Source organism: Acinetobacter equi, from assembly GCF_001307195.1.
GTDB classification, from domain to species: Bacteria; Pseudomonadota; Gammaproteobacteria; order Pseudomonadales; family Moraxellaceae; genus Acinetobacter; species Acinetobacter equi.
In genome coordinates this window covers 2,649,044-2,666,784 of the sequence record NZ_CP012808.1, presented here as the reverse complement: position 1 = coordinate 2,666,784, position 17,741 = coordinate 2,649,044, and the positions used below count along the sequence as shown (strand labels likewise).

The window sequence follows — 17,741 nt, the reverse complement described above, 5'->3', positions numbered from 1 at the left end:
TTGAAATTAGTTTTGCTTTACACTAACAAGATTTGCTGTATTTTGAGCAAGTTCACGTGCTTGATCTACTGTTTCTGCACGTGCAGTTGCCACACCCATACGACGACGTTTAAAGCCTTCGGGTTTTCCAAAAAGACGTAAATCAGTATTTGGATGGGCTAAAGCAAAATTTAAGCCAGAAAATGACAAGTTTTTATCATCTACACCAGCATAAATAACAGCACTTGCAGCAATACTATGACGTTCTGTATTGACTGGAAGACCTAAAATAGCACGAGCATGTAATTCAAATTCACTTTGGAATTGAGATGCTAAGGTGACAAGTCCAGTATCATGTGGGCGAGGTGAGACCTCACTAAACCATACTTTATCTGCTTTTACAAATAGTTCGACACCAAATATACCGCAACCACCTAGTGCAGTTGTGACTTTATGTGCAATTCTTTTTGCTTCATCTAAAGCAACTACTGTCATTGCTTGAGGCTGCCAACTTTCAACATAATCACCGTCATCTTGACGGTGTCCAATCGGATCACAATATGATGTTTCGATTTCACCAGTTTCAGGATTTTTTGCACGTACTGTTAATAATGTAATTTCAAAATCGAAATCAATTTGAGATTCAACAATCACTGTGCCTTGATTAACACGACCGCCTGTTTGAGCATATTTCCAAGCAGCATCAACTTCATCAAAGCTTTTAACGCGTGACTGACCTTTACCTGAAGAAGACATAACAGGTTTTACAAAATTTGGATAACCAATATCATCACAAGCCGCACGGAAAGATTCTAAGGAATCTGCAAAACGATAAGCAGATGTTGGTAATCCAAGTTCTTCAGCTGCTAAACGTCGAATACCTTCACGGTTCATTGTCAAATTAACTGCTTTTGCAGAAGGAATTACTGTAGCAATTTTTTGTTCTTCAACTTCAACAAGTACATCTGTTGCAATTGCTTCAATTTCAGGAATAATTAAATGAGGTTTAATTTGATGAATTAATATTTTTAATTCTTTGGCATCTGCCATATTTAACGTATATGAATAATGAGCAACTTGCATTGCTGGAGCATGGTCATAACGGTCAGCAGCATGTACCTCCACACCAAGACGTTGGAGTGAAATCACGACTTCTTTACCAAGTTCACCAGATCCTAATAGTAAAACTTTAAACGCAGAAGATTGTAGTGGGGTACCAATAGTCACGCTCATGTCTTTCATCCATGCTTGATATTATGGGGCTTTTAGCATAGCAGAACTCTATTCACACTTCAGTGCGGATTTAATGAAAATAAATGAATTAATTCTGATAACAGTTAGGTTTAAAACTGATATATAAAAGTAAATGCTGAGATCCGAAAAAATATTTTAAGAATTAATCAAATAAGAAATAAAAGATGTCCAATGTTTTTATTTTTAGCTAAAAAGCCTATATTAAGACTTTAATATAGGCTTTTATTGTAAATTACTTCGCAGGTACTACAGCTTCTACAACAGCTTCAGTTGTAGTTGTTGTTAAATCAGGAGTAGCTGAAGGAGTATTTTCAGGAGTTACTTCATTTTCTGAAGTTACAACAACTGGAACAACAGAAGCAGGGTTAATTGCAACATCAGTAGTAGTTGATTCAAGTACTGGTGGAGGAGTAGTTGTTTCTTTTGCAGCAAAAGTTTGAGAAGCAGCAACTAAAGCTAAGCTAGCGAATGCAATTTTTGCAAGTTTCATGTAAAGATTCCCCTTTATTTAATAAAAACATATACATGTCAGTATGTATTTGCAGATGTTTCCACAAAAAAAGGGAGAAAATGAGTAATCTTATGTATCTAAATGTTTCAAAATGTAATTAATTTTTATTAATATATTGTTTTTAAAGTAAATAAAAAAATATATCTTTTTCATTGATGTACTTTTTATAAGCATAGGGTAACAATAGAAAATAGTTATTCCAATATTTTATTCGCAAATATAAAAAGGACTCTATAAGTTCATCATGTGATTCATATAGTAAAATTATGGATAAAAATACCCACTTGTAGGTTCTCAGTATCTTTTTTAATAAATAGTTCATCTATTTCGATAATGATTGAGTATCTACATAAGTTTCGACTGACATACCTGGACGTAATAGATTAATTGCTTCTTGATCAGAATCTATTTGGATACGTACAGAAATACGTTGCACGACTTTAGTGAAGTTACCTGTTGCATTATCTGGTTTAATTACGCTGAATTGTGAACCTGTTGCTGGTGCAATTTGATCTACTTTACCCATATATTTTTTATCATTTAATGCATCCACAGTAAACCACGATGTTTGACCTAATCTTATATTTGCAATTTGAGTTTCTTTAAAATTAGCAATGATCCATGTTTGTGGTGGAACAATTGTAAAGAGTTGGGAGCCAGCCGAAACATATTGACCTACACGAGGATTAATTTGTCCCAGCTGCCCATCAATGGGAGAATAAATAATACTATAGCTCTGAGTGATTTCGGCTTGGGAAAGTTGTGCTTTCGCACTCTCAACTTGTGCTTTTAATCCTATTTCTGCAACTTGTGCTGTTTTTAATGCTTCTTGAGCAACTAAGACATTTGATTTTGCTTCTTCTAATGTTGCAAAACTACTTTTGGTTGTAGTTTCAATAGTATTGATTTCCGATTTAGAAGCTGCCCCTGTACTTTTTAAGTTAGCGTATCGTTGTTGTTGATTGAGTGCCAATTCATAATTAACTTGAGCTTGTTTAACTTGGGCTTGCGCTGAAATAATATCAGCTTTGCGTTGTTCGATGGCTTGCTTTTGATTAGCTAAATTGTTTTTAGCTTGTTCTACTGCAGCTTTCGCTTCTACAACTTTTTGTTCATATGTATTTGAATCAATATACATTAATATTTGTCCCTTTTTGACATAGTCAAAGTCATTTACTAAGACGTCACGAATGTATCCGTTAATTTGTGAAGATAAAATTGTAATTTTTCCATGCACATAACTATTATCAGTTGCTTCTACATGACCTTGAAAGGGACCAATTTTCCAAGCATATAAAATTAAAAAAATACCAACGATTAGAACTAAAAACATCAATGCCAACATAGGTTTTGTTGTCTTGATCAATTTGCTTGCGTGCCCTGTAAACTCATGTTGATTTGAGTTTTGTTGCTGATTTTCAATTTCAGGATTTTTTTGATCTTTTTGCATAAATTGATCTCAAAAGTAATAATCACAATGACTAAAATGGGCTAATATTTTGTTTTTTGAACAAATATTTATTAACAATAATGATGAAAATTCCCCAACATAATAATAAAACAGCAAAAATGGCATTTAGGGTAATGACATCATTGTAAGCATTGACTTGTGCCTGAGTTGTAACATTTTGATTTAAATCTCGAATTGATAATTCATTTTGAATAGCAGGATCTTGCGTATAGATACTTGAGCTTACTTTATATGAAGCTAGTTGATGGAGAATAAGAGGATTGGTTTGAATGAGTTCATTCTTTAAATTTTGTTCATGTGTTTGAGTTCTTATTTGTTGATACGTTGAATAAAAAGCCGATCCCACAAGACCACCAAAATTTTGCGTTGCTGAAAAAAGAACAATGAATGTGACCATATGTGTTGCACCACTTTTAAGTGCTCGCATCATTCCTGTTAATAATAGGGGGCCCATAAACATCCCCGTTGCAAAACTAATCAGAAATTGGCTATGGTAGAAGTTTACAGGGCGTACTTGGCTTGTGAGTTGATGGTCTAAAGCACAAGCAATTAGAATTAATAACTCTGCAAGAAAAAGGTGTAAAACTATTCTTTCTAATGAAAAAGTAAAAGCACTAAAAATGGTACCAGCAAGAACACCGAAGAAAATAACAGTATAGAGTGGAACAAATTGATCTGGCCCCATTCCCATTGTTTTTAAAAAATGTACAGCAGCAAAACTTTGTTCGGAAAGCAAAAATCTTAATGCAAAAGCACTAATAATAAAGCGTAAAGTTGCAGATGTGCTTAGCCATTCGGTCATAATAAGCGGATTTTTACGTTGACTCTCAAAAAGTAAACCTAGAGCGACAAGTGCTAGTCCTACAATTAAAAAATAGGCAAGCCAAGAGGCATTAAACCACCAAACAATAGGACCCTGAGTTAAAAATATACAAAGGAAGCCAAAGCCTGAAGCTAACAGAACAAAGGTAATAAAGTCTTTTTTTTCAAAAACTTTTACCTGTAAGCTTCGAGGTAATTTGACAGAAACAACCATAGCAAAACAACATAAAGCTAAGCCTAACTCAAAGCTATATAAAGTTCCCCAATCATTCACATTCGTTAAAGCGGGTGAAATTATCCAAGCTAGAGGAACACCTAATTGTTGACATCCTAAGGCAAGATACATTCCATTTTTAGAATGTTGTTTCCCAAAGGCTTGCATAATATAGTACATACCTAAAGAGCTTAGAGGGGCAGCGGTTAAACCACTAATTGCCCTCACAAAAAGCGCCATTGCAAAATTATCGACAAAGAGATGCAAGATAATGACAATGATAAAAATGAATAAGCCAACTTCAGAGTAAGCACGTAAACCAAATTGTTGCCGAGATTTAAAAAGGAGTAAGTTGGAACTCACATTTGCCATAACATATACAGCAGGAATGAGTGCGGCTTCAGACGGTGTAAGCGAATATTGTCCTTCAAAAACAGGTAGATTTGCTGTGATAAATCCATTGCTTAAGCTTCCTGCAATTGCAATGAAAAAGCCAATAAATAGGTAAACTGCACGTACAGGAAGAGATCGTTGGATAAATGCAGGGGAGCCAGGAAGGGTTGGCTTTTCATCTTCTGTCCAATTTGGAACAGGGCCAATAATTGGTGGCTTATTTTCCATAAAATCTCTTTTTTATCTTCATTTAAACAGCCATGTTTTTGTAAAGATTGACCTGATTTTAGCGCTATCATAATGAAATAGCACATTTAAAGTTGTAATTAAGTTGTAAAAATCAAATGAATTAGGAATTATGTCGTAAGAGTATTTATTTATATTTAGAGTATGTGAGATTTTTATTGAACAATAAGAAATAAATTGAGATGAGTAATCTACAAGATTGAATTTAAATATTGTCGGAATTGAGTTTTTTATTTTAGTAAATATATTTGTGGATTTAAAATATGAATTGTGGTGTAAATTCACAATTCATATGGCTTAAATTTATAATGTGATAGGAACATACGTATAGACAACACCATATGCCAAGGCAGCAATAAGTGTTGCAGGTACAATTTTTCTAAACTTAAAGTATAAGCATGCTAAAACAATAAAACCGATTAGCATTGCAAAACTTTTATGAGGCATTTCCAATAATGGAGGTAATGTCGCTACGACTAACATTGAACTAATTGCAGAAATACCAATTGAGCCTAACGCAATTTTGATCCAAAGTGCACCACGCTTTTGGGAACCTTGTTGAAATTTTTGAATAAAATAAAATGGTCCAAATCTTGAAGCAAAATTTGCAATTCCAACAAGAATACCGACAAGAATAATTTCAAGATTCATGGTGACTCCGCATTAATTCAGGGTCGTGTTGTTTAAGTACATAATGTTTAAATAAGCCAGCAAGTATTCCTGATGAAATCCCAATAAAAATAGCAGCAGATAAATCAATAAAATAGCAAGAAATGGCTGAAACAATTGTGGTAGTAATCACGACAAAATTATATTTTTTGTCAAATGCAGCAAGAAGGAAACTTAAGAACAATGCAGGTAATAAGAAGTCGAGCGCTGCTTGTAGAAATTGTGGCAAGTTTGAAACTTGATCTGCAAATAAACCACCTAATAAAGAACCAAGTGCCCATGACATCCAACTAAATAAGCTTAAACCGAGCATCCAAGATTCAGACCATTCTTGACGACGTTGGGATAATTTAATCATGCCTGAAGCGAAGACTTCATCGGTTAGTCCCCAAGCCCATACTGCGGTTTTTTTTAGGTTAATTTTATCTTGAATCAGATTATAAAGTGCAGGACCATATAGTAAGTGACGAATATCTAAAGCAATGACTGTTAGTGCAGTCATCCAAATAGAAGTTCCACTACCTAATAATGCGACGACTAGAAATTGACTAGCTCCTGCATACATTGAACATGATAAAAATAAAGCTTCCCATGGTGTAAAACCAAACTGTGTAGCAGAAACACCGAAAGCAAAAGATACTGGCAAATAGGTGAAGATAATCGCCTGACTATCTTTCGCCCCTTGCCAAAAACTAGCAGGTTGAGATGTATTGTGTTGAGACACAGGAGTTCCTAATAAGATTAGAACAATTGTTAAAATGAAGATTGAGTATTGTAACCGAATTCACTAGCATATTGCCTGAATGTTTTTAGAGTTAAAGCTAAAATGTTAAAGTTAAATAAAGTAGCATTAATCGTGATCTCGATGGTTTCTAGTAGTATGCTTTTACAAGCATGTAGTAATAATGAAAATCAAGAAAAAGTAGTGATTAAACCTGCACCGAAATTAGATAATGATGCGACAAGCTATGCACAGGCTGCTTGGAAATTTATCAATGATGTTGATGTGCTTGTCTATGAAAAGAAATTAGACCAAATTGAAGAGCAAGTGAGAAAACCTGCACGTAAGCTAGGAACAGATTGGCGTATTAATGTGAAAATGACAGATTCGGTGACTGAAGGGAAATATGCTTTATGTCGTAAAGCATTATCGAGTTTAGAAATTTGGGCACGCGAAACATTAGAAAACAAAGATGCAACTGCTAAACAATCTGATTATGAGAGAGATAAAGCACAGTGCAAAAATGCAATTGATAATCCAAAATTAGGAAATACTGATCCGAAAAAAAATGGAGCAGGAGTTTAAAAGCCAAAATATCTTGTCGTAATTTATAAAATACACTAAAAAATATGATTTTAAAGCGAGGCAATAGCCTCGTTTTTTTTATATAAAATAAATTATCTATAATTGTTATAGATTATCTCTATTTGATAAAATATGTGAAATATTGTCTAATAACTACCAATAACTTACAGGATTTATTTGAGATTAAGATGAAAAAAATATTAGTTTTTTGTGTTGTAGTATTTGTTGTAGCATGTCAGAGTACACCTGAGTCAGCACAAAAAAATATTGATAAAACACAAGTTGAAAATGAAGTTGCACCATGTACAAATGGTTTTGATGATGTAAATGTCTGCCAATTAAAATCGTAAAAGACAAAATGCTGTATATTTAATAATTGTGTTTCTAGTTTAAGCCTGAGATAAATATAATACTTATGTAATTTCTCTTATTGCATGATATAAAAATATTAAAAGAAAGTATTTATCTTTCGGTCTATTGAATGGGCGATTCAAATAGCAATTGAAGAAGCATTTTTTGTGTATGGAATATATAAAACGATAGGAAGAAATGCAATGACGAGATTAGAAAAATTATTGAGTCAATATGCTGCTTATCATTTAGATCGCAGAAATGTTCTCACACATTTTATTGGAATTCCTCTTATTGTTTTTTCAATTATATGCTTAACAGCGAATTGGGGAATTCAGGTAGAAGGATATTCTGTGACTGTGGCTTTGATTTTAATGACATCATGCAGTTTATATTACTTAAGTTTAGATTTGCTTTTCGGATGTTTGATGGCAATTATATTTGTTTTGCTATATCCAATTGCACTTATTATGACAGAAATGGATACCTTACATTGGTTAGTTTTAAGTATTATGATATTTGTTGTTGGTTGGGTTTTTCAGTTTATAGGGCATTTTTACGAAAAGAAGAAACCTGCTTTTATGGATGATGTCATTGGTTTAGCGATAGGTCCATTATTTGTTTTAGCAGAGTTTATATTTCTATTCGGCTTTAGAACACAATTGAAAGATAAAGTGCTTTTTGAAGCAAGAAAGCAACGAGCGGAAATGGATAAAAGTCTTTAGCTTTAAAAGAAAATTAAAGTTTAATGTTGGTCGCTTATTAAGCTCCTAAATTATTAGGAGCTTAATGCCTATTATTTGATTGCTTGTAAATATCGACGATTCACTTCATCCCAATTGATAACATTATAAAAGGCAGCAATATATTCAGGTCTACGGTTTTGAAATTTTAAATAATAAGCATGTTCCCATACATCTAGACCAAGAATAGGGGTATTACCATGCATTAATGGTGAGTCCTGATTGGCGCTACTTTCTACAATTAATTTTTTCTTAGGTGTAACACTTAACCAAGCCCAACCACTTCCAAAGCGACTAATTGCAGCTTTGGTAAAAGCATCTTTAAATTGTTCAAAACCATCTAATTCTTGTTCAATGGCTAATGAAACTTGTCCAATGGGATCACCACCACCTTGTGGGCTCATCACTGTCCAAAATAATGAATGGTTTGCGTGACCACCACCATTATTGATTACCGTATGTTTTAAGTGTTCTGGTACTTCATTAATTTTTGAAACTAAATCTTCTACACTTAGTTTTTCCCATTCAGTCCCTTCAATAGCAGCATTGATATTATTGATATAGGTTTGATGGTGTTTAGTATGGTGAATTTCCATTGTTTTTGTATCTAAATTTGGTTCAAGTGCATCGTAAGCATAAGGTAAAGAGGGAAGTGTATATGCCATTGGGAATTCCTTTTTAATTCATGTTGTGTGCATGAGTGTAGGGGAATATTAAAAGTAAGTAAATAGTAATGATAATTATTATCAATTGTAATCATTATTGTATTGCTATTTTTTAATTTTATTAATTGAATCTGAAACGAATCAGTTTTTTGATAGTCAGAAATTAGAATCTATAATCATTGGTATACAAACAGCTAGAGAAATAGAAGTGTTGAACTTGGATTTGGCTGAAATACTCTATTAAGTTTTATCTGAAGTTAATAAAATAATTACTGATAAAAATTGATCTAAATTTTAATTTTGAAGAGTTAAATAATAAAAAAAGCCCCGAATTCGGGACTTTTTGTTCAATATAATTTATACATTAAAACGGAAGTGTAAAACGTCACCATCTTGAACGATATAAGTTTTACCTTCTAAACGCCATTTACCTGCTTCTTTAGCACCAGCTTCACCGTTATATTGAACGAAGTCTTCGTAAGCAATACATTCAGCACGAATAAAGCCTTTTTCGAAGTCAGTGTGAATAACACCAGCAGCTTGAGGCGCAGTTGCTCCAACTTTTACAGTCCAAGCGCGAACTTCTTGCACGCCCGCTGTGAAATAAGTTTGTAAACCTAAGAGCGAATAACCCGCACGAATTACGATGTTTAGACCTGGTTCTTCCATGCCTAAAGCATCTAAAAATTCAGCACGATCTTCATCTTCAAGAAGAGAAATTTCAGCTTCAATTTGGTTGCAAAGCGGAACAACAATAGCATTTTCAGCCGCAGCAAGTGCACGAACTGCATCTAAATGAGGGTTATTTTCAAAACCATCTTCTGCAACGTTTGCAATGTACATTGTAGGTTTAAGTGTAAGTAAACCAAAACCACGTACAAGTTTACGCTCATCATCATCAAGGTCAGCTGCACGAGCAGGTTTGCCTTCATCTAATAATGGAAGAATTTTGTCTAATACGGCTTTAGTTGCAACAGCTTCTTTGTCGCCACCTTTTGCAGATTTTGCTAAACGAGTAACAGCTTTTGTTACAGTTTCTAAGTCAGCAAGAGCAAGTTCAGTATTGATTGTTGCAATATCATCTAATGGGTCAATTTTACCATTTACGTGAATCACGTTTTCATCTTCAAAACAACGAACAACGTGTGCAATTGCATCTGTTTCACGGATATTTGCAAGGAATTGGTTACCAAGACCTTCACCTTTAGATGCACCTGCAACTAAACCTGCAATATCTACGAATTCCATTGTTGTTGGAAGAATACGTTGTGGATTTACAATTGCAGCAAGTTTATCTAGGCGTGAATCTGGAACAGGTACAATCCCTGTGTTTGGTTCAATTGTACAAAATGGGAAGTTTTCAGCAGCAATAGCAGCTTTAGTCAATGCATTGAAAAGCGTAGATTTACCAACGTTCGGCAGGCCTACAATACCACAATTAAAACCCATGAAATGACTCACAAAGTGTTATATAAAAATTGACAACGATTTTACATGAAAGCCGTGATAAAGTCAGGCGAAAGAAATAAGAATTCATATTTCTCTAAAATGATTAGGTTACTTTTATATTCTATTTTTAGAGAATGAGTTTAAACAAATGTATATATTTTTAGTATGGACAGTAAATAAACACTGTGAATAAACTTGGCTAGATGATTAGATATCAACCTAGCCAAATATTTTTATATTTTTCGTTTGTCTAGATGTGCTGAAAAAGTGTCTCCAACAGCTTGGACAAACATGACTAAAACAACAAGAACCAAAATAACAGCAAGCATAATTTGCATATCAAAACGTTGATATCCATAGCGGTAGGCAATGTCTCCTAATCCACCTGCACCAATAGCACCAGCAATTGCAGAGGAGTTAATCATTGTGACTAAGGTCACAGTGAATCCTGCGATAATACCAGACAATGCTTCAGGTAAAAGAACGTACCAAACTATCTGTTTACGGTTACAGCCAATGGCTTGCGCAGCTTCAATGAGACCTGAATCAACCTCACGTAAACTCACTTCAGCAATTCGTGCGAAGAATGGCGTTGCGGCAATAGTTAACGGCACAATCGCTGCCCAAACACCATAACTTGTTCCCACGATGAAACGTGTAATTGGAATTAAGGCAACCATTAAAATTAAAAATGGAACAGAGCGAGTGATATTTACAATCCAGCCTAAAGTTTGATTAATGCCTTTAGATGGATAGATTCCATGTTCAGAAGTACATACAAAAATAACAGCAAGAGGTAGACCAATAATAAATGCAAAAAGTGCAGAAATTCCGACCATTAATAATGTATCGATTGTTCCTGTGATAAGTAAATCAATGAGTTGGTTATACATAGCCAAGTACCTCAATTTGTGCAATTTGATGTTTTAGTTGTTCTTTAATTTGTTGAGTATCAAGTTCATTTTGATTTACCGAGATGATAAGTGAACCAATTAAATGACCTTGAATTGAATCAATATGGCTTTGGTAAAGATGAACTGATTGATCAAATACAGCCAAGATTTCTTTTAGATCCGGTGAGTGCTCTATTTGAGCCTCATAGCGTAGTTTTAAAATTACTTGGCTATTTTCTGAAGGGTATGGTTGAAGATCAAAAGGTAAATCTAGCTGTTCTAAATTAAGCAGTTCTTGAGTAATCTTTTGTTGTGGTCTAGAAAATACAGACCACACTTGACCAGATTCGACAATTTCACCTTTATCAATCACGACAACTTGATCACAAATTTCACGAATCACTTGCATTTCATGTGTAATGAGTACAATTGTAATTCCTAACTTCTGATTAATTTCCTTGAGTAAAGATAAAATTACCGATGTACTTTCAGGATCAAGTGCAGATGTTGCTTCATCACAAAGCAAAATTTCAGGACGATGTACCAATGCTCGAGCAATCCCGACACGTTGTTTTTGTCCACCTGAAAGTTGAGATGGATAATGATCGGCTTTATTGTCTAAGCCGACTAAATTTAATACATCATTTACGCGTTGTTCAATTTCTTGTTTAGAAAGTTTCGCAATTTTTAAAGGAAGTGCAACATTTTCCCAAACTGTTTTTGAGGACATCAAATTAAAATGTTGAAAAATCATCCCAATACGCTGACGTAGTGCAATCAATTCAGCATGAGAAAGTTTTGATAATTCATGTTTATGAATATGAATAGAACCATCTGAAATATTTTCAAGCCCATTTAAAGTTCGAATGAGTGATGATTTACCCGCGCCACTTTTGCCTATAATGCCAAAGATACTCCCGACAGGAATGTCTAAATTAATATCTTTAAGAGCATGTACTTGAGCTTCTTGTACTTGATAGTATTTATTTAAATTACGAATTGTAATGTGTGGTACGGTAAAATCGAGTGATGAACCAAAGCTAACCATATTTTTTTCCCCTAAATTATTTCCAACCTTCAAACCACATGCCTTTTCCGAAATCTTTGTCCAAAATTTTTCGGACTTTTTCAGAGTTTTGGAATGTTTCAACGAAGGTTTCTAGTTTTTTATCTTGGTCTTGATAGTCATTGCGAGTGACAAAAAGAATGGCAAATTTCTTATTGATTGGATCGGTAAGTAAAGCTGAGGATGGATCTGCAACATTTGCCAATTTTAAGTAATGTGGATAACCAAAAATCAAATCTGCTTCATGATAGGCATGAGTTGTTTGTGGGCCTTCTACTTCAATAAGTTTTAGATTTTTGGGATTACTCGTAATATCTTCGAGTGTTGTTAATTCGTTGTTAATATCTTTCACTGAAAGTAAACCTGCCCGTGCCAATAAAGTTAATGCACGTGATAAATTTACTGGGTCATTCGGAATAACAACCTTTGCATTGTCTGGAATATCTTTTAAAGATTGGTACTTTTTAGAATATAGACCAACATGACTTCCTGTTCCTTTTGCAAAAGGCGTTAAATCGTAGCCTGTTTCTTTTATTGCATTGGCTAGAAATACACTTTGTTGGAAGAAGTTGGCATCAATATCACCGTGTTGTACGGCAACATTTGGGGCTTGCCAGTCTGAGAATTCAATAAGCTCGACATCAATGCCTTTGGCTTTAACATCATCTGCAACACTTTTTAATAATTCTGCATAAGGTGGGCTAATACCAATTTTAAGTACATTATTTTTTGGTTGATGGTTAATCACGCGATAACTGATGAGACCAATAATCAAAAGAATCGCAATACCAGCAATGATCATTAACTTATGATTTTTTCGTTGTGATTTAGACATGATTTAACCCTTAATTCCAGCCTTTAAACCAAAGTTTTTCACCAATTTCATCATTGAGTTGGGCTTTGACTTTGTCAGATGTTTGAAAGATATGAATAAACTTTTTCAGTTGTTCAGCTTTTTCTGGGTGCTTTTCTTCGTAGTCATCTCGAACCACAAATAAAATGGCATAACGTGTATTATTGGTTTGATCGAGAGCGAGGGCATCATTAGGATCAATCGTTTTTGCTAAACGTAAATACATTGGATAACTAAAGACTAAATCAGCATCATCAACCGCACGAGCTGTTTGAGGTCCTTCAACTTCAACAAAGTTTAGGTTCTTCGGATTGCTGACAACATCACTTAAATTCGATAAATGATTATTTGAATCCTTTAAGCCAATTAACTTAGATTGTTCAAGCAATAAAAGAGCACGACCTTGGTTTACAGGATCATTTGGAATAACGACGCGTGCACCATTTGGAATTTCATCTAAAGATTTAAATTTTTTAGAATAAAGCCCAACATGTGTTCCTGCGCCAATACCCAGTGGCTTTAATTTAAAGTCTGTTTCTTTAATGGCATTATTTAAAAAGGGTTGATGCTGAAAATAGTTGGCATCAATATCACCATGATTTAATGTGATATTGGGAGTATTCCAATCTGAAAATTCAACAATCTTTACATTAATTCCTTGTTTTTTGGCTTCTTCAGCAGCAACTTGAATTTGTTTTGCAAAAGGTGGACTTAGACCGATCACGAGTTCATTGCTGACAGAGTTTTTTTGTTGCGACCAAATAATGAGCCCAACAATCACCGCGATAATAATGATGCCGAAAATAATAAATTTATTTTTCGACTGCTTTTGAGTCGTAGCCATATAATTTTCCCGAAATTTTAAAATTAAGCAGTATGTTTATCTAAATGAGATAAGGTTGATGTTTCAGCATGTTGATGACATCGAAATTGTTGAGCAGGATGTTGTTTGGATAAACGATCGCCTTGTTGGAATAATTTATGGCGTAAGCTTCCTTGAGCATATTCCGTTTTATAACGTCCACGTTGTTGTAATTCAGGAATGACATAACGAATGAAATCGTGATGTGATTCTGGTGCAACAGTTCGTGTTAGATTGAAACCATCTATTCCTGTTTCATCAATAAAGTGAATTAATTGCTCAGCAACAGATGCACCACTACCAATGAATAAAGGATAGCGACCACCTAAAGCATGTTGAGCTTTTAAGTCCGCGATGGTGACTTTATTTTCTTTAAAGCGTTGGTTGACTGAAACAATGCTATTTGATTTTTGATATGGAATTGTTTCTGAGTCTTGGTATTTAGAAAGATCAAAACCAATAGAACTCGAAAAATGAGCTAATCCAGCTTCTGGACTCGCATATTTTAAATATTCGTTATATTTCTCTTGTGCTAGAGCATCAGTTTCTGCGGTAACTACAGAGATCCCCACCAATATTTTTATATCTTGGGCATGACGTCCTTGAGCAATTGTTTGAGCACGAATTTTTTCGACTTGGGCTTTAACTTTTTCTGGCGTATCAGCACCAATAAACATCGCTTCAGAATGTTTAGTTGCAAATTCAAGCCCTTTTGGCGATGCACCAGCTTGAAATAATACAGGTGTACGTTGAATAGAAGGGGAAACCTGAAATACGCCTTGGCTTTGGTAGAATTTTCCATAATGTTGAATTGCATGTACTTTTTCAGGTCTAGTAAAAATGCGATTTTCTTTATCGATGATAATGGCATCATCTTCCCATGAACCTTCCCAAAATTTATAAGCAAGTTCTAAGAATTCTTCTGCTTGTTCATAACGTAAATCGTGATCTTTTAAGCCAGCTTGTCCAACTAATTTTGCTGCACTATCTAAATAACCGGTCACAATATTCCAGCCAATACGACCTTGAGTCAGATGATCTAAACTGGAAAATCGTCGTGCAAATTGGTAAGGCGACTCATAACTTAAATTGACCGTAATACCGAAACCTAAATTTTTTGTGACTGCTGCCATTGCTGAAACCAAAGTACTTGGATCATGACTTGGGAGTTGAATAGATTCTTTGAGAGTTAAATCTATTCCATTTTGGTAGACATCATAGACACCTGTAATATCTGCAATAAATAAACCATCAAATAAGCCTGTTTCCAATGTTTGTGCTAGTTCAGTCCAATAATTTAACTGATTAAAGCGATATGATTCATCTCTTGGATGTGTCCACAAGCCATGGTTAATATGACCGACACTATTCATATCAAATGCATTCAGAATTATTTTTTTATGTATGTTGTTTGTCATTACAGTGTCCCTCTGCGTGGTGGGATTATTCCATTTAAGCTATAGTTTCCAATGAAGTAGTATTTCCAACGAGCAGCATCGTGAAGTGTATGTGTTCGAGCATTGCGCCAAAATCGATCTAATCCATCAACACGTTGACTACCACGACTACCTGCCAATTCAATAAGTTTGGAAGATGCTTTAAGTGCAACTTCAGTACTTAGGGCACGAACTTTGGCAACATCAATCGATGCTTTTGCAATGTTTTCTGCATTTGGTAGTGGTTTTGCTGCTTCAATTGAACGAGCAGCTTGTTTAAGTAAAACCTCTGTTGCTCGTACATCTGTAATGATTCGACCTAACTCGAATAGTGTGAGTGGATCCTGAGTTGAAGATTCCACACCTGAATCAATCCAAGGTCTTGCTAAGCGGATGCGCTCTAAAGTTTCTTCAAATGCAGCTCGAGCGATTCCTGTTTCAATCGCTGCATGAATAACTTGAGCAAATGGACCAACAAGCGTGGGCTGGCTAAAAGCAATATCAAATGGAATAACATCATCTTCATCAACATGAACATTTTCAAACTTAACAGTTCCACTTCCTGTTGTTTTTTGACCGAATCCTGTCCAATCATTTTTAATGCTCAGACCTTCACTGTGGCGTGGTATAAATGCTAAAAATTCACGGTTATTTTCATCTTTGACCAATGTAGGAATACGGTGGGCAAAAATACTGCCTGTGCAATAGAATTTTTCCCCATTCACAATATATCCCTGTTCAGATTTTTTAATTATGGTTTGGCGAATGTGTGCCGCTTTCGTTTTAAATTCAGCGAGTGCATTTCCTAAGCGAGCGCCTGCGAGAACTTCAGCATATATTTTTTGTTTTTGATCCTTAGAACCATTATTACGTAATACTTCTAATGCATAGAAATGATTTTGTGGGATTTGACCTAAGGATCCATCTACACCGCTAATTAAGGCAATAATTTGTGTCAATGTCTGTGTGGAAACATCGGTACCTCCATATTCTTTCGGTACTGTAATTGCCCATAGACCAGATTGACTAAAAGCTTCCACTTCTTCAAATGGTAAAATACGTTCAGCATCTCTTTGAATAGCATGGTTTTTAAATTGATGAGCCAATTGCTGTACAATTTCTAAAGCTTCTGCATCATTTTGAATAATATGTGCTGGTTTTGAAGATTGAACATTGAATTGATTTAAATTTTGATAAGTCGTCATGATGAGTATCCTTAAATCCAAGCGTGTTTGGCAGGAAACTTTTGATTGAGGTAATAATCACCAAGTGCATGAAGTTTCCAGCGAATAGGATCATGTAATGTGTGTACACGTGCATTGCGCCAATGTTGGTCTAAATTGTGTTGAGATAAGCTTGCACGACTGCCACCGAGTTCAATTAATTTTTCTGAAATATGTAAAGCGGCATCATTGGCATAAACTTTTGCTTCAGCGACTAAAATCGATGCTTTTGCAGCTTGCTGTTCTGTAATCGTCTCTTTTTGATCTAATTCATCTAAATATTCAGCTGCTTCATCTAATAGAAGAATAGCAGCATCCAACAGTACATTAAGTTTTCCAACTTCTTGCAAGATAAAAGGCTCCTGATTTGCTTGAGCAACACCAGAATCAATAATAGGTCTAGCTTTATGTACAGCGGTTAAAGTATCAGCAAAAGCAGCTTCAGCAATTCCTACATCAATTGCTGTTTGTAGAAGTTGAGAATAGGCACCTCGATAAGAAGGCTGAGCATAGAGGGCATTTTCATCTAAAATTAAAAGTGGGTTTACTCGAACATGATTGAGTTTAACTGTGCCACTTGAAGTCGTTCTTTGACCAAAACCATCCCAATCATCAATGACTTCAACACCATCTGAATTTTTTTCTATGAGTACAAGAACGATATGACCATCTGGATGAATTGCTTTAATTGCAAGCCAATCTGCAAAACTACTGCCTGTTGAGTAAAACTTTTCCCCAGATAAAAAGTATTGATTATCTTCAAAAATAATTTGAGTATTCAAAGTAGTAATATCTTTTGTATAGCGTTCAGGTCCTCCATTTGCTAATCGTTTACCTTTTAAAATTTCATTGAAAATAAAAGATTTTTGTTCTTCTGTGCCAATACTTTGAATTAAATTGATTAATGCAATCTGATTTTGTGGAATTTGTCCAACGCTTGAATCTGCTTTATTTAAAATACGGAATACATGAACCAAAGTTTTATTTGAAATAAAAGCACCGCCGTATTTTTTAGGGATACGAATTCCACCTAAACCTCGTTGACTAAAAAGAGCAATTTCAGCAAAAGGTAATTGATGTTGCTGATCACGAAGATTCCGTTTTTCTAATGCAAAGTCTGCAATTTGATAAGCCGCATTAATGGCTTCTATGTCATTTTCAATTACTTGAATATTATCTATATTTAAACGATACATAATTGATAGCATTCCCAAAAGTTATGCTAAAAAATTACCTAGCTTTTGGTGGAAAATTAAATGAGGCTTTATTATTTATTTATCTGAAAGAATTAATAAGAAAAATAATGATTTAGTCATGCTTAAAGTGAATAAGTTA

The 17,741-nt window shown here is 34.6% G+C and carries 18 protein-coding genes; 3 read left to right on the top strand and 15 right to left on the bottom strand.

Annotated features, from left to right (window positions below; translation table 11 throughout):
• Window positions 1-6 precede the first annotated feature (6 nt).
• The 6 genes from purT to AOY20_RS12535 all read right to left on the bottom strand — a co-directional run bounded on the left by purT (window position 7) and on the right by AOY20_RS12535 (window position 6,283).
• Entirely contained in the window at window positions 7-1,212 is a 1,206-nt protein-coding gene (purT, locus tag AOY20_RS12560; protein WP_054582186.1) for a formate-dependent phosphoribosylglycinamide formyltransferase, read from the bottom strand.
• Between the two features lie 253 nt (window positions 1,213-1,465).
• Window positions 1,466-1,723 carry a hypothetical protein gene (locus tag AOY20_RS12555; protein WP_054582185.1) on the bottom strand — a complete coding sequence of 86 codons (258 nt, stop codon included), beginning with the start codon at window positions 1,721-1,723 and terminating at the stop codon, window positions 1,466-1,468.
• Between the two features lie 343 nt (window positions 1,724-2,066).
• Entirely contained in the window at window positions 2,067-3,194 is a 1,128-nt protein-coding gene (locus AOY20_RS12550) for an HlyD family secretion protein (protein WP_054582184.1), read from the bottom strand.
• A 31-nt stretch (window positions 3,195-3,225) separates the two neighbouring features.
• Window positions 3,226-4,872 (bottom strand): MFS transporter, encoded by a 1,647-nt coding sequence (locus AOY20_RS12545; RefSeq protein ID WP_054582183.1) that lies wholly within the window; start codon window positions 4,870-4,872, stop codon window positions 3,226-3,228.
• A gap of 321 nt (window positions 4,873-5,193) precedes the next feature.
• A complete protein-coding gene (gene ygaH, locus AOY20_RS12540; protein WP_054582182.1) occupies window positions 5,194-5,541 on the bottom strand; it encodes an L-valine transporter subunit YgaH in 348 nt (115 codons plus the stop codon).
• Entirely contained in the window at window positions 5,531-6,283 is a 753-nt protein-coding gene (locus tag AOY20_RS12535) for an AzlC family ABC transporter permease (RefSeq protein ID WP_054582181.1), read from the bottom strand. The genes ygaH and AOY20_RS12535 overlap by 11 nt, the downstream gene beginning before the upstream one ends.
• 102 nt (window positions 6,284-6,385) lie before the next feature.
• On the opposite strand from AOY20_RS12535, the gene AOY20_RS12530 reads away from it, so the two are divergent.
• The 3 genes from AOY20_RS12530 to AOY20_RS12525 all read left to right on the top strand — a co-directional run bounded on the left by AOY20_RS12530 (window position 6,386) and on the right by AOY20_RS12525 (window position 7,941).
• Window positions 6,386-6,865, top strand: a complete 480-nt coding sequence (locus AOY20_RS12530) for a hypothetical protein (protein WP_054582180.1) — start codon at window positions 6,386-6,388, stop codon at window positions 6,863-6,865.
• Window positions 6,866-7,053: 188 nt separating this feature from the next.
• Window positions 7,054-7,215, top strand: coding sequence for a hypothetical protein (locus AOY20_RS14770; protein WP_158320002.1), 162 nt, complete (start codon window positions 7,054-7,056; stop codon window positions 7,213-7,215).
• A gap of 204 nt (window positions 7,216-7,419) precedes the next feature.
• Entirely contained in the window at window positions 7,420-7,941 is a 522-nt protein-coding gene (locus AOY20_RS12525) for an Mpo1 family 2-hydroxy fatty acid dioxygenase (protein WP_054582179.1), read from the top strand.
• A gap of 71 nt (window positions 7,942-8,012) precedes the next feature.
• On the opposite strand, the gene AOY20_RS12520 is transcribed toward AOY20_RS12525, so the two are convergent.
• The 9 genes from AOY20_RS12520 to AOY20_RS12480 all read right to left on the bottom strand — a co-directional run bounded on the left by AOY20_RS12520 (window position 8,013) and on the right by AOY20_RS12480 (window position 17,602).
• Complete coding sequence (locus tag AOY20_RS12520) at window positions 8,013-8,624, bottom strand: superoxide dismutase (RefSeq protein WP_054582178.1); 612 nt, start codon at window positions 8,622-8,624, stop codon at window positions 8,013-8,015.
• Window positions 8,625-8,981: 357 nt separating this feature from the next.
• Window positions 8,982-10,073, bottom strand: coding sequence for a redox-regulated ATPase YchF (gene ychF, locus AOY20_RS12515; RefSeq protein ID WP_054582177.1), 1,092 nt, complete (start codon window positions 10,071-10,073; stop codon window positions 8,982-8,984).
• Between the two features lie 233 nt (window positions 10,074-10,306).
• Window positions 10,307-10,966, bottom strand: coding sequence for a methionine ABC transporter permease (locus AOY20_RS12510; RefSeq protein ID WP_054582176.1), 660 nt, complete (start codon window positions 10,964-10,966; stop codon window positions 10,307-10,309).
• Complete coding sequence (locus AOY20_RS12505) at window positions 10,959-12,014, bottom strand: methionine ABC transporter ATP-binding protein (protein WP_054582175.1); 1,056 nt, start codon at window positions 12,012-12,014, stop codon at window positions 10,959-10,961. The genes AOY20_RS12510 and AOY20_RS12505 overlap by 8 nt, the downstream gene beginning before the upstream one ends.
• 16 nt (window positions 12,015-12,030) lie before the next feature.
• Window positions 12,031-12,867 carry a MetQ/NlpA family ABC transporter substrate-binding protein gene (locus AOY20_RS12500; protein WP_054582174.1) on the bottom strand — a complete coding sequence of 279 codons (837 nt, stop codon included), beginning with the start codon at window positions 12,865-12,867 and terminating at the stop codon, window positions 12,031-12,033.
• A 10-nt stretch (window positions 12,868-12,877) separates the two neighbouring features.
• Window positions 12,878-13,729, bottom strand: coding sequence for a MetQ/NlpA family ABC transporter substrate-binding protein (locus tag AOY20_RS12495; protein WP_054582173.1), 852 nt, complete (start codon window positions 13,727-13,729; stop codon window positions 12,878-12,880).
• 23 nt (window positions 13,730-13,752) lie between these two features.
• Window positions 13,753-15,165: an LLM class flavin-dependent oxidoreductase gene (locus AOY20_RS12490; RefSeq protein WP_054582172.1), complete on the bottom strand. Its 1,413-nt coding sequence runs from the start codon at window positions 15,163-15,165 to the stop codon at window positions 13,753-13,755.
• Window positions 15,165-16,388, bottom strand: a complete 1,224-nt coding sequence (locus AOY20_RS12485) for an SfnB family sulfur acquisition oxidoreductase (protein ID WP_054582171.1) — start codon at window positions 16,386-16,388, stop codon at window positions 15,165-15,167. Before AOY20_RS12485 ends, AOY20_RS12490 begins: the two co-directional genes overlap by 1 nt.
• An 11-nt stretch (window positions 16,389-16,399) precedes the next feature.
• A complete protein-coding gene (locus AOY20_RS12480) occupies window positions 16,400-17,602 on the bottom strand; it encodes an SfnB family sulfur acquisition oxidoreductase (protein WP_054582170.1) in 1,203 nt (400 codons plus the stop codon).
• Window positions 17,603-17,741: the final 139 nt, after the last annotated feature.

Excerpts from the sequence above, each read along its gene's own strand:
- purT (WP_054582186.1), bottom strand. The coding sequence starts at position 1,212 with ATGAGCGTGACTATTGGTACCCCACTACAATCTTCTGCGTTTAAAGTT.
- AOY20_RS12555 (WP_054582185.1), bottom strand. The coding sequence starts at position 1,723 with ATGAAACTTGCAAAAATTGCATTCGCTAGCTTAGCTTTAGTTGCTGCT.
- AOY20_RS12550 (WP_054582184.1), bottom strand. The coding sequence starts at position 3,194 with ATGCAAAAAGATCAAAAAAATCCTGAAATTGAAAATCAGCAACAAAAC.
- AOY20_RS12545 (WP_054582183.1), bottom strand. The coding sequence starts at position 4,872 with ATGGAAAATAAGCCACCAATTATTGGCCCTGTTCCAAATTGGACAGAA.
- ygaH (WP_054582182.1), bottom strand. The coding sequence starts at position 5,541 with ATGAATCTTGAAATTATTCTTGTCGGTATTCTTGTTGGAATTGCAAAT.
- AOY20_RS12530 (WP_054582180.1), top strand. The coding sequence starts at position 6,386 with ATGTTAAAGTTAAATAAAGTAGCATTAATCGTGATCTCGATGGTTTCT.
- AOY20_RS14770 (WP_158320002.1), top strand. The coding sequence starts at position 7,054 with ATGAAAAAAATATTAGTTTTTTGTGTTGTAGTATTTGTTGTAGCATGT.
- AOY20_RS12525 (WP_054582179.1), top strand. The coding sequence starts at position 7,420 with ATGACGAGATTAGAAAAATTATTGAGTCAATATGCTGCTTATCATTTA.
- AOY20_RS12520 (WP_054582178.1), bottom strand. The coding sequence starts at position 8,624 with ATGGCATATACACTTCCCTCTTTACCTTATGCTTACGATGCACTTGAA.
- ychF (WP_054582177.1), bottom strand. The coding sequence starts at position 10,073 with ATGGGTTTTAATTGTGGTATTGTAGGCCTGCCGAACGTTGGTAAATCT.
- AOY20_RS12510 (WP_054582176.1), bottom strand. The coding sequence starts at position 10,966 with ATGTATAACCAACTCATTGATTTACTTATCACAGGAACAATCGATACA.
- AOY20_RS12505 (WP_054582175.1), bottom strand. The coding sequence starts at position 12,014 with ATGGTTAGCTTTGGTTCATCACTCGATTTTACCGTACCACACATTACA.
- AOY20_RS12500 (WP_054582174.1), bottom strand. The coding sequence starts at position 12,867 with ATGTCTAAATCACAACGAAAAAATCATAAGTTAATGATCATTGCTGGT.
- AOY20_RS12495 (WP_054582173.1), bottom strand. The coding sequence starts at position 13,729 with ATGGCTACGACTCAAAAGCAGTCGAAAAATAAATTTATTATTTTCGGC.
- AOY20_RS12490 (WP_054582172.1), bottom strand. The coding sequence starts at position 15,165 with ATGACAAACAACATACATAAAAAAATAATTCTGAATGCATTTGATATG.
- AOY20_RS12485 (WP_054582171.1), bottom strand. The coding sequence starts at position 16,388 with ATGACGACTTATCAAAATTTAAATCAATTCAATGTTCAATCTTCAAAA.
- AOY20_RS12480 (WP_054582170.1), bottom strand. The coding sequence starts at position 17,602 with ATGTATCGTTTAAATATAGATAATATTCAAGTAATTGAAAATGACATA.